The organism is Stenotrophomonas mexicanensis (assembly GCF_032911605.1).
GTDB lineage: Bacteria > Pseudomonadota > Gammaproteobacteria > Xanthomonadales > Xanthomonadaceae > Stenotrophomonas > Stenotrophomonas maltophilia_A.
Window position 1 is genome coordinate 33,793 of record NZ_JAWJTG010000039.1, and the last position, 11,566, is coordinate 45,358.

General features: G+C 67.6%; 11 protein-coding genes. 5 read left to right on the forward strand and 6 right to left on the reverse strand.

What is annotated here, in order from left to right; translation table 11 throughout:
- Entirely contained in the window at positions 1-1,155 is a 1,155-nt protein-coding gene (locus tag R1L06_RS15810) for a tetratricopeptide repeat protein (RefSeq protein WP_317218170.1), read from the reverse strand.
- Between the two features lie 228 nt (positions 1,156-1,383).
- On the opposite strand from R1L06_RS15810, the gene R1L06_RS15815 reads away from it, so the two are divergent.
- The 4 genes from R1L06_RS15815 (at position 1,384) to R1L06_RS15830 (ending at position 4,249) form a co-directional block, all read left to right on the forward strand.
- Complete coding sequence (locus R1L06_RS15815; protein ID WP_125893954.1) at positions 1,384-1,986, forward strand: HD domain-containing protein; 603 nt, start codon at positions 1,384-1,386, stop codon at positions 1,984-1,986.
- Positions 1,987-2,036: 50 nt separating this feature from the next.
- Complete coding sequence (locus tag R1L06_RS15820; protein WP_049398321.1) at positions 2,037-2,210, forward strand: oxidoreductase-like domain-containing protein; 174 nt, start codon at positions 2,037-2,039, stop codon at positions 2,208-2,210.
- Complete coding sequence (locus R1L06_RS15825; RefSeq protein WP_317218171.1) at positions 2,207-2,824, forward strand: DUF998 domain-containing protein; 618 nt, start codon at positions 2,207-2,209, stop codon at positions 2,822-2,824. The genes R1L06_RS15820 and R1L06_RS15825 overlap by 4 nt, the downstream gene beginning before the upstream one ends.
- Positions 2,825-2,902: 78 nt before the next feature.
- A complete protein-coding gene (locus tag R1L06_RS15830; protein ID WP_317218172.1) occupies positions 2,903-4,249 on the forward strand; it encodes a virulence factor family protein in 1,347 nt (448 codons plus the stop codon).
- 80 nt (positions 4,250-4,329) lie between these two features.
- Here R1L06_RS15830 and mprF read toward each other — a convergent pair whose 3' ends face one another.
- Positions 4,330-6,894, reverse strand: a complete 2,565-nt coding sequence (gene mprF, locus R1L06_RS15835) for a bifunctional lysylphosphatidylglycerol flippase/synthetase MprF (protein ID WP_317218173.1) — start codon at positions 6,892-6,894, stop codon at positions 4,330-4,332.
- A 192-nt stretch (positions 6,895-7,086) separates the two neighbouring features.
- On the opposite strand from mprF, the gene R1L06_RS15840 reads away from it, so the two are divergent.
- Positions 7,087-7,434: a RidA family protein gene (locus R1L06_RS15840; protein WP_005410556.1), complete on the forward strand. Its 348-nt coding sequence runs from the start codon at positions 7,087-7,089 to the stop codon at positions 7,432-7,434.
- Between the two features lie 149 nt (positions 7,435-7,583).
- Here the strand turns inward: R1L06_RS15840 and rnfB are convergent, their stop codons facing one another.
- The 4 genes from rnfB to R1L06_RS15860 form a co-directional block, all read right to left on the reverse strand.
- Positions 7,584-7,997: an Rnf electron transport complex subunit RnfB gene (rnfB, locus tag R1L06_RS15845; protein WP_080291848.1), complete on the reverse strand. Its 414-nt coding sequence runs from the start codon at positions 7,995-7,997 to the stop codon at positions 7,584-7,586.
- Between the two features lie 25 nt (positions 7,998-8,022).
- A complete protein-coding gene (locus R1L06_RS15850) occupies positions 8,023-8,613 on the reverse strand; it encodes an HAD family hydrolase (RefSeq protein WP_049463206.1) in 591 nt (196 codons plus the stop codon).
- 76 nt (positions 8,614-8,689) lie between these two features.
- Entirely contained in the window at positions 8,690-10,783 is a 2,094-nt protein-coding gene (metG, locus tag R1L06_RS15855) for a methionine--tRNA ligase (RefSeq protein ID WP_182266497.1), read from the reverse strand.
- Positions 10,784-10,884: 101 nt separating this feature from the next.
- Positions 10,885-11,328 (reverse strand): DUF2147 domain-containing protein, encoded by a 444-nt coding sequence (locus R1L06_RS15860; RefSeq protein WP_032130402.1) that lies wholly within the window; start codon positions 11,326-11,328, stop codon positions 10,885-10,887.
- Positions 11,329-11,566 lie beyond the last annotated feature (238 nt).

Below are 11,566 nucleotides of genomic sequence, written 5' to 3' on the forward strand. Positions count from 1 at the left end.
TCAGCGCTTGGCCTGCTGCTGCGCGCGCCAGCGGGCCAGGCTGTCCAGCTTGGCCTGGTAGCGCGCCTGCTCCGGCGCGCCCCCCAGTTCCTGCGCACGCAGCAGTTCGCGATCGGCGCGCTTGAGCTGGCCAGCCAGGAAATAGACCCGTGCCAGCCCGAAGTGGAACTGATGCGCGGTGTCATACAGGCGCACGGCCTGCCGGTAATAGCGGATCGCCTGGTCCAGCTGGCCGGCACGTTCGGCCTTGGCGCCGAACATGTACTGCGCGAACGGGTCTTCGCGCTGCACCGACTTCAACCGGCGCTCAAGTGACTGTGCCTGCGCGGTCAAGCCCAGGCTGCGGAACAGCGCGGAGGCATTGGTCAGTGCGGCATCCTGGCGGCCTTCCAGCTGCAGCGATCGGTCCAGCGCCTGCCGCGCCGCCTCGTTGTTGCCTTCGCGGTGGTCGAGCACGCCGAGGTTGTTCCACACCGGAGCGAACCCGCTGTCCTGAGCCAGGGACGCGTCGAAGAATGCACGCGCGCCGACGAAATCACCGTCGGCGAGGCGCTCCGCACCCCGGTTGTTGTAGAAATGCGCCAACGCCCGCGCACGGCTGACGGGAACCGGCCCGCGGCGGTCATAGAGCACATTGCGGTCCAGATCGACGGTACCGAAGCGCCCACCGACGTCGACACCGGCGTTGACGTGGCCGACGCTGTAGACCACGCCCGCGTCCTGGTCCTGGTACCAGGACACCACCTGCCCGACTTCCTGCACGCGGGCCTGGATGCCAGCCTCCCGCGCAAGCGTCACGAACAGCAGGGTGAAGGCCAGGCAGTTGGCGCGGCGGTGCTGCCAGATATCGCTGACGGTGTAGGTCGCATTGGCGTCGTACTGCAGGTCCAGCCCGTGCTGGTCGAAGATCATCTCCACGAGCGCCTGCAGCCGCTGGTCGCGGGAGTAGCTGCGCTGGATCACCTGCTTCTGGAGCATCGCACGCAGGTCCGCGGGAATGGCGAACACTTCTTCCGGGGTCGGCACACGTGCGGCCGACACGGTGATGGTCGGGGTCGTCACCACATCGGCGGGCGGTGCCTGGCCTGCGCCGAAGGCAGGAGCACAGAAGGCCAGCAGCGAAAGAGCGAGGCAATGGGCGGCAGAACGGTACATGACGGTTCCCGGCAGCGGCGGGCGCTCCCGCCTGTGGCGAGTGTATGCCCATGGATGTCCGGCTGCAGCGACCGTTGGTCGGCGCCGCGTTCATCCACAACCGGTGTGGACCAGCGCTCGACAAAGCTGTGGACAACTGGCTCCGGGCCCCGCCCGGCAAGCGTTGTGAGTGCGTGGTGAAAAAACCGCCAGCTTGCCCGGCGCCGGCGCAGGCGGGATGATCCGGTCATGGACTTCTCACCGCTGACGCTTGCCCCGGCGCAGTGGCAGGCGCTGCAGGACAGCTATGCAACGCCGCCACGGGCCTACCACCACTTCGGCCATGTGCGCGCGGTGCTGCAGCACTGCCAGGAGGTCGCCGACGGCCCCGGCTGGAAGCAGCCGGCCGAGATCTATCTGGCCGTGCTCTATCACGATGCGATCTATCAGGCGGGGCGCAAGGACAACGAGGCGCGTTCGGCGCAGCTGGCTCTGCAGGCGATCGCACAGGCGCCAGAGCTTGCCACTGTCGACGCCGCTCGCGTGGAGCAATTGATCCTGCTGACCGCCCGCCACGGCGCGCTTGGTCCAGAGGATGTGGATGCCGAGGCGGCGCTGTTCCTGGACTGCGACATGGCCATCCTGGCCGCGCCGGAGCCGGTGTTCGCTGCCTATGACCGTGGCGTGGCCGAAGAATACAAAGGGGTGGTGCCGGGCTTCCTGTACCGTGCCGGCCGTCGCCGCTTCCTGCAGGGCCTGCTGCGCGCTCCGCGGATCTTCCTCAGCGAGTTCTTCCACCAGCGCCTGGACGCGGCCGCCCGTGACAACCTGCGACGTCAGCTGGGCGTTTGAGCCGGCCCGGTACACTGGTGACCTGTTTCCAATGATTGCCGTTTCCGACCGTGTCCGTCCCTGATCCCGATCCCCGCCCGCTGCCACCGGAAGAACCCGGCCCCAACGAATGCTGCGGCAGTGGTTGCCCGCTGTGTGTGCTGGACCTGTATTCCGATGAGCTGCAGCGCTACCGCAAGGCGCTGGCCGAGTGGAAGACGCGGCATCCAGAGGCCGCACCATGAGCCGTGCACGCCCGGCGGCGGTGCTGGCGCTGGTGGCACTGGTGCTGTTCGTGGCCACCGCGCTGTGGACCCAGGTCGCGCGCAGTGATCTGGACTGGGTGCGGGCGACCTTGAGCCTGTACCTGCACGGGCCGTGGGGGCTGGCATTGCGCGCTGCCTACTGCCTGCTGGCGCTGGCCATTGCGGCGCTTGGCATTGCGCTGTATCGCGGCAGCATCGGCCCGCGGCGCAGTGCGGCCGCACCGTTGCTGTTCACGGTTTCCGCGCTGGGGCTGGCGACGGTCGCCATCGGCGACAGCTGGCTGCCTGAAGCAACACCGCTGCTGGCACCGTTCATCCATGGGCTGGCAGCCAACACGGCGTTCCTGTGTGCCAGCGTCGGCATGCTGCTGCAGGCCTGGTATCTGCGCCGCGAACCGGGTTGGCAGTCCGCTGCGGGCCTGCTCTGGGGCTGGGCATGGCTGGCCTTTGTGCTGCTGTGGCTGCATGTGCTGTGGCGTGGTGGACCACCGCGTGGGCTGGGACAGAAAGTGGTGATCGCGGTGATCGTTGGCTGGCTGCTGTATCTGGCGATGGCCCTGTACCGTCGCAGCCGTCGGGCCGCGGCCTACTGAATCCCCAACGGCCTGCGCCGGTACGTGCCGTGCACGCGGCGGCGGCGTATCGTGTGCGCATTCCATCGGGGATGCGATATGAAGCGTGCAGGGCTGGGCAGGGCAATGGGTGTGGTACTGGCGCTGGCCGCGCTGCCGGCAACGGCGGCCGTGACCCCGCAGCAGTTCAGCCATGGGCGGTTCGAGCAGATTCCGGTGCACATGCCATCCGGCACGCCGCAACGGGTGGTGATCTGGTTCCACGAACCCACGGCCGGTGGTGACACCAGCCGCCTGCCGATCGAGGCCCTGCGTGCCGATGGCGCGCTGGTCGCGGCAGTGGACATTGCGCACCTGCGCGGTGTGCTCAAGCGCGAGGGGGACCCGACCTGTTCGTTCGGTTCCGGTGACGTCGAGAATTTCTCACGTTGGCTGCAGGCCTCGCTGCATCTGCCCGGTTACTACCTGCCGCTGGTCGGCGGTGATGGCGAAGGTGCCGAGATGGCCTATTCGCTGGCAGCGCAGGCCGATACCCAGGTGTTCGCCGGTGTACTGACCACCGGCTTCTGCCCGGACCACAACCACCAGCGCATGGTCTGCGGCGATGGTGTGAAGCACGACAGGCTGCAGCCGGCCGAACTGAATTTTCCGTGGTTGAGCGCGGCCGGTGACCGCGGCTGCAAGGTCGGCCAGGCCAGCGCGTTCGTGCAGCAGGTCGCGATGGCACGCGAGTTCAAGCGCACCGCGCGCGGTGATGCGTCACCGGGCCTGGTGGCTGCGGCACGGGTGATCGGCGCGCAGGCCGGCGTCAGCCTGGCACCGCCGCCTGCTGCACTGAAGGGCCTGCCCGTGGTGGAAATGCCGGCGACCGGCAGCGGCGATACGCTGGCGGTGTTCGTCTCCGGTGACGGTGGCTGGGCTGGCCTGGACAAGAACGTGGCGTCGTCACTCAACGAGCATGGCGTGGCGGTCGTCGGCATCGATTCGCTGCGCTACTTCTGGAGCGAGCGCACACCGAAGGGCTTTGCGGGCGACCTGCAGAAGATCATCGACCACTACCGCCAGCAATGGCGCCGCGACAAGGTGATGTTGATCGGTTTCTCGCAGGGCGCCGACGTGCTGCCGGCCACCATAAACCAGCTCGACGTCGGCACCCGTGAGGCGCTGGAGCGCATCGTGCTGCTGTCGGTGGGCAGGAAGGCCGACTTCGAATTCCATGTCAGCAACTGGCTGGGCGGTGGCGGCGACGGCCTGCCGATCGCACCGGAAGTGGCCAGGCTGCCGGCGGAAAAAACGCTGTGCGTGTACGGCGACAAGGATGAGGACGCGCTGTGCCCGGATCTGCGGGCCAATGACGGCGTGAGGAAGGTGAAGCTGCCGGGCGATCACCATTTCGGTGGCGATTACGACCGCCTCGCCGAAGTGATCCTCAGGGGCGGCGCGTAAAGCGGAGGGCGTGCGAACCAACGGTTCGCACCCACCAGTGCGAGCCGGCAGCGCCGGGCCATGCCCGGCGGCTCAGGGCTTCAGTTACGCCGCGGATCCAGCGAGATCAGGCGCGTGGCATCCAGCAGCGCGGCCGGCAGATGCATGCCGCCGGGCGCGGCGAGATAGCGCGGCCGCCACTGCGGATCGAACTTCGATTTGAAGCGGCGCAGGCCACTGAATCCGTAGAAGCGTTCGCCGTGCCGCGCCAGCAGACCGGCCAGTCGGTTCCAGCGACCGGCCAGCCGATGCTGTGCCAGCCCGGACAACGGTGCCATGCCCAGCGAGAAACGCGCATAGCCCTGCGCGCGGCCCCACAGGAACAGTTCGATGAAGAGGAAGTCCATCGTGCCCTTCGGTGCTTCGTTGACGTGGCGCATCAGGTCGACCGACAGCTCGGCGCCGGCCGGTGCCTGCCACAGGTTGGCGAACGCCACGATCTGGCCCTCGGCCTCAACCAGCGCCACCGGGAAGCGCACCAGGTAATCCGGGTCGTAGCTGCCCAGCGAGAAGCCCTTCTCGTCGCCGGCCTTGTCTTCCAGCCATGCATTGGAAATTGCGTGCAGGCGCGGCAGCAGGCTGGGAATTTCCTCCACCGGTGCCACGCGGAAGGACAGGCCACCGCGCTTGCCCCGATTCCAGGCCTGGCGTAGATCGGCGCGTTCGCGGCCTTCCAGGCCGAAGTCATGCAGCGGCACCATCGCTTCCTCGCCCAGCTTGACCAGGCCCAGGCCCAGGTCGAGGTAGGTCTGCCAGTAGGTCTCGCCCACCTGGTAGAACACCGGGCGCAGGCCCAGCCGGTCGGCTTCCTCGCGGAAGCGCCAGATCAACGCACGCGCCACGTCAGGCGGGCCGGCCGGATCGCCCATCGCGATCAGCGAACCGCCGTAGCGCTGCATCATCACGAAGCCCTGTTTCGCGTCATCGCGCAGCACCGCCTTGTCGGCGGTCAGTACCAGGCAGGCCTGGGTATCGGTGGCACCGGCCAGTACCGGCGCCAGTGATTGCAGCGTGGCCTCATCGGCGGCTGGCAGCGGACTGCGCGTGCTGTGCAGCAGCCGCGCCAGGCCGAACATCACCAGCGCGATGGCGACCACCAGCAACGCACGCAGTGCGCGCGGTGCATTGCCCGACACCGCGAACTGCCACCACAGCTCGTTCTGGTATTCGACATGACTATAGGTGAAGAACAGCAGCCAGGTGACCGCAACCAGCACCAGGCCGAGATTGCGCAGCCACGGCCACGACCAGGCTTCGTCCAGCAGGGCACCCTGGCGGTAGAACTCGCGGCGTGCGGCCCACAGTGCCATCGCCACCAGCACTGCCGAGACCGCGATCAACAGCTGGCCACCACGCAGCCACAGCGGCAGCGGGGTGATCACGCACACTGCCATCGCCAGCATCCACGCCGCATGGCTGCGCCGGGCCAGGCCCTGGCCGATCAGCAGCAGTGCAACGCCGCTGAGGCTGCCGATCAGATGGGATGTCTCCAGGATCGGCAGCGAGGCATTGACCAGGTGACGGCGAGGCGTCGGCAGCGTGCCGTCGATGACCAGCGCGGCGCCGATGCTGAACACCGCCAGCGCGATGATCTGCGGCAGCCACGGGCGCAGCGCGTTCCAGCCGGCGCGGGTTGCGCCGGCACTGGCCTGCAGCGGCTGACGCAGTGCCGGCGCGAGCGCGAGGAGCGTGGCCAGCACCAGCGGCAGTACGTAGTAGGTGACGCGGTAGATCAGTGCAGCCGCCAGCACCGCAGCCGGTGCCACCTGTGGCAACAGCTTCAACAGGCTCCATTCGAATACGCCCAGGCCCGCGGGAACCGTCGAGACCAAGCCGGCCAGCACTGCCACCAGGTAGAGCCCGACGAAGCCTGGCAGGCCGGTGGGCGTGGAGTCCGGCAGCAGCACGTAGAACGCGGCACTGGCCAGCACCAGTTCGATCACGCTGAGCACGGTGACACCGATCATGGTGCGGCGGTCGGGCAGCCACAACGCATGACCGAATACGCTGAACTGCCGTCCATCGCGGCCGACCAGCAGCACCGTGGCGAGGTAGGCGAGCAACGCGACGATGCCGACGATACGTACCGCATTGGGATCCAGCGGCAGCGCCAAGGCTGCGGCAGCCGGTTCCATGCACAGCGCCACACTGATCAGCAGCCATGCACCGAACACGAAGCCGAGCGTGCTCATCAGCACCACCTGGCCGATCTGCGCCAGGTCCAGGCCGGCGCTGCGGTAGCCGCGCAGGCGTACCGCGCCGCCGGTCAACGCGGCAAAACCCACGGTCTGGCCCAGCGTGTGCGCAAGGAATGCAGTGATGCCGACGCGCGCGGGGTGCACGCGGATGCCGCTGCGACGCAGGCCGATGGCATCGAAACCGATCAGGCAGGCGTAACTGGCCAGGCCGAGTACCACGGTGAGCGCGATCTGCGTGCCGCTGAGCTGCCGGAACGCCTGGCGGATGGCGCGATAGCCGTGCTCGTCGAACTCGTTGGCCAGGCCGTGCAGGGCCAGGGCGAGGATCAGCAGGGGAATGATGATGGTGGCAACCCGCTTCCAGGTTGGCGTGGAAGAGGCAGTGGTGGAATCGACGGGGGCGGTCATCGGCGCAAGGGTGCTGCAGGAGGGGCGAGGGCGGTGTCAACGCGGGCGTGGCGCATCGTGCGCCTGTCATCGTCATTTGACCAGTGAGACCGTCGGAGCCCGGTAGTGACGTGTCGCGGAGGATGCCCGTGCACCCACCGTCGACCGGTTTGGAGGACAATGCAGGCCTGATCAACCGCAGGAGCCACGCCCATGATGGAGCGTTACGACGTCGGACCGCGCATGTCCGAAATGACCGTATACAACAAGGTCGCCTATCTCTCCGGCCAGATTCCGGAAGACACCAGCCAGGACATCACCGGCCAGACCCGGCAGGTGCTGGCAGAAATCGACAAGCTGCTGGCGTTGGTCGCCAGTGACCGCCAGCACGTGCTGCGCGCCGAGGTGTTCCTGGCCGACATGGCCGACTTCGACGGCATGAACAAGGCGTGGGATGAGTGGGTGGTCGAGGGTGCGACCCCGGCGCGTGCCACGGTCGAGGCCAAGCTGGCCCACGCTGACTGGAAGGTCGAGATCGTAGTGACGGCGGCGGTACCGTAGCGGCAGGCAAGGTCAGGTCCCACCAGCGGAGGGTAGAGTCGACGGTTAGTCGACTATCGCGCGCAGCGCGGGGTTTTGCGCCGCCGGAACGAAGAGCAGGCGCAACCGTCGACTCTACCCCGCCGCTCGACTGCCGGTTGGTCTGGTGGCTACGTTGGCACCAGCTCGATGCAATCCACCGGGCACGGTGGAATGCACAGCTCGCAACCGGTGCACAGATCGGCAATGACCGTGTGCATGTACTTGGCGCCACCGACGATGGCATCCACCGGGCAGGCCTGGATGCACTTGGTGCAGCCGATGCAGTCGGCTTCCACGATCAATGCCACCTGCGGCGCCTTGTGCTCGCCGCGCGAACGATCAAACGGAATGGCGGGTACGTCCAGTACCTGCGCCAGTGCGCGCGCGCCAGCGTCGCCGCCCGGCGGGCAGCGGTCCACGCCTGCCTCGCCGCGCGCCATGGCCTGCGCGTACGGGCGGCAGCCGTCGTAGCCGCATTGCCCGCATTGGGTCTGCGGCAGCAGGCGGTCGAGGCGTTCGGTAAGGGGAGGAATCAGGCTCATGCGTGGCGAAGGCTGCGCGTTGGGGTTACTTCAAGGGCTTGCCACGGAACCAGCGCTCGTGGGCCAGCGCCAGCATCGGCTTGTCTTCGGAACTGTCACCGTAGGCATGGATGCGCACGTAGCGTGACAGATCGAACTGGCGACGGATGTGCTCGACCTTGCGCGGGCCACAGTCACCACCGGCATAGCGACCTGTGAGACGGCCGTCCTGGCTCTCCAGCCGGTTGCAGATCAACTGCAGGCCCAGCTGTTCGCACCACGGCCGCAGATACAGGTCCAGCGAGCCGGACACGATCACCACGGTGTGCTGCTGTTCCTTGTGCCAGCGGATCTGCTCCAGCATTTCCGGGCGCACCACGTCGGGCAGGAACTCACGCGAGAAGCCGGCGGCCAGCGTGGCGATGTCATCGCTGTGGCGGTCGCTGAAGGTCAAACGGGTGACGCGCGCGCGGATGCGCTCGGCCGAGATCAGTTTCAGCTTGTACGCGGCCAGCCACGGGCCGACCTTCCACCACGCCTGTGCCAGCTGTTCGGCGGTGGCCACGCGGCGCAGGAAACGGCCATAGGTATCGCAGGTGGTCACGGTGTGGTCGAAGTCGAACAGCGCCAGTTCCATTCCGTTGCCTCCCATCGCGTTGCCCCGAGGCCGGTGCTGCCGGCGGGCGTGGCCGCAACCACGCCCGCTGCGGGCATCAGCGGACCGGCATGCCCGGCTGCGCGCCGCTGTCGGCGTCCAGCAGCGCCAGCGCGCCGCCGTCGAAACCGGCCGACAGGATCATGCCTTCGCTCAGGCCGAAACGCATCTTGCGCGGGGCCAGGTTGGCGATGAACACCACACTGCGGCCGACCAGCTTCTCCGGCTCGCCGTAGCTGGCGCGGATGCCGGAGAAGATCTGGCGCTTGCCCAGCTCGCCGGCGTCCAGTTCAAAGCGCAGCAGCTTGTCAGAACCTTCCACGAACTCGCAGACCAGCACCTTGCCGATGCGCAGGTCGAGCTTGGCGAAATCGTCGATGCCGATGTAGGCCGGCGCATCGGCACCCTTGGCTTCGTCCTTGGCCGGTGCCGGTGCCGGTGCCGGTGCGGCCGGCTTGGCGGCGTCGGTCTTGGCGGCGGGGGCGGCAGCGGCGGCCGGCTGCAGGGTGTCCTTGGAGGCGTCGATCATGGCGTCAATCTTCTTCGGGTCGATACGGGTGAACAGCGGGGTGTACTCGGTGATGCGATGGCCCAGCAGCGGCTGCGCCAGTTCGGTCCAGTCGGTCACCGGCGCGGCCAGGAAGGCCTCGGCCTGCGCAGCGGTGGCCGGCAGCACCGGCTTCAAGGCGGTGACCAGCACGCGGAACAGGTTCAGGCCCTGGCTGCACACGGCCTGCAGCTGCGCGTCGGCGCCATCCTGCTTGGCGATCACCCACGGCTTGACGTCGTCGATGTAGCGGTTGGCTTCGTCGGCCAGGGTCATGGTCAGGCGGATCGCCGCGGCCGGATCGTTGCGCTCGTAGGCTTCACGGATCGGTGCCAGGCCGTCGACGAAGCGCTGGTACTGCGCCGCATCAGGCAGCTGCGCAGCCAGCTGGCCGTCGAAACGCTTGCTGATGAAGCCGGCGCAGCGGCTGGCCAGGTTGACGAACTTGCCGACCAGGTCGGCGTTGACGCGGGCGATGAAGTCACCCAGGTTCAGGTCGAGATCGTCGACGCCACCGCCGGACTTGGCGGCGTAGTAGTAGCGCAGCGCTTCCGGCTCCAGGCCGGCGTCGAGGAAGGTACGCGCCATCACGAAGGTGCCGCGCGATTTGCTCATCTTGGCGCCGTCTACGGTCAGGTAGCCGTTGACGTGCAGGCGGGTCGGCGCGCGGTGGCCGGTGCCATGCAGCACCGCCGGCCAGAACAGGCCGTGGAAGTTGACGATGTCCTTGCCGATGAAGTGGTGCAGCTCGGTGGCGGTGCCGGCGCGCAGATGCGCTTCGAAGTCTTCGCCGAGCTTGCCGCACAGGGTCTGGAAGCTGGACAGGTAGCCGATCGGCGCATCCAGCCAGACGTAGAAGTACTTGCCCGGCTGGCCCGGAATCTGGAAACCGAAGTACGGTGCGTCGCGCGAGATGTCCCACGCGCGCAGGCCACCTTCGGCATTGAGCCACTCACCCAGCTTGGCCTTCACGCCCGGCAGGGCCACATCGCCGGCCAGCCATTCGCGCAGGAATGCATCGAAGTGGCCCACCTCGAAGAAGAAGTGCTCCGAATCGCGCATTTCCGGCGTGGCACCGGAGATGACCGAACGCGGCTCCTTCAGGTCGGTCGGCGCATAGGTGGCGCCGCAGACTTCGCAGTTGTCGCCGTACTGGTCGGGGCTGCCGCAGTTCGGACAGATGCCCTTGACGTAGCGGTCGGGCAGGAACATGCCCTTGGCCGGGTCGTAGAACTGCGCCACCGAGCGGCGGCTGATGTGGCCGGCCGCTTCCAGCTTCAGGTAGAACTGCTCGGTCAGCGCCTTGTTGGCCGCCGAATTGGTCGAGTCGTAGTGATCGAAGGCCACGCCGAAGGCGGCGAAGTCACGTTCGTGACTGGCCTGGATGTTGGCGATGAAGGTTTCCGGGGTGACCCCGGCCTTCTCCGCGGCCAGCATGATCGGCGTGCCGTGGGTATCGTCGGCGCAGACGAACCAGGCCTTGCCGCCACTCATTCGCCGCGCACGCACCCAGATGTCGGCCTGGATGTAGCCGACCAGGTGGCCCAGATGCAGCGGGCCGTTGGCGTAGGGCAGGGCGGTGGTGACGAGCGCGGTACGGGTCATGGTCGCGGGGTGCAGCCGAGGGGAACCGCAGAGTATCGCATGCCCGCAACGACGTGACCCCGCCGAAGCCGGGTCACGGGGATGAAGCGGGGCCTGGGGGCTTATTCGCGCTGCCAGGTCTGCGCGCGGCAGATGAAGGCAATGCAGCCGGACACGTCCAGCTTGGTGCCGCCGGGCTGCAGTTCCATCTTCGACTTGTAGGTCTTGCCGTTGGCCGGGTCGAGGATGGTGCCGCCGGACCACTTGTTGGCGCCGTCGGCCTTCAGATTCCAGAGAATGGTCATGCCCTTCACCGGCTTGTTCTTGTTGGCGCCTTCACAGCCGTCGCAGACCGGGTTCGGGCCCTTGTCCGAGTGCAGGATGTCGACCACCTTGCCGGTCAGCGTGCCGTTGGCGGCCTGGCTGATCTCGACGATCGACTTCACCTTGCCGGTCTTGTCGTCGATGGTCTTCCAGCGGCCGGCGGCGCCGTCGGCGGCCTGTGCCGACAGGGCGGCCAGGCACAGCGGCAGTGCCAGCAGCAGGGTCTTGAAGGTGTTGCGCATGGTCCCCTCCCAGGGTTCATTCCGGCACGCTGCCGGCATGGGTCGACTGTATACCCATTCGGCGGGGTATGGGGAAGGGGGGCTTTGCAGGGCTGCGCCCTGCACCCGCGGTAGTGCCGGCCGCTGGCCGGTAACCTCAACGGCAACGGCAAAAGCGACCATTCCGTGGGATGGCGGGGCGGTGTGGGTGGGCAGGACACGCCGTAAACCCCGCTCCGCGGTCCGGCCCAGCCGCTGG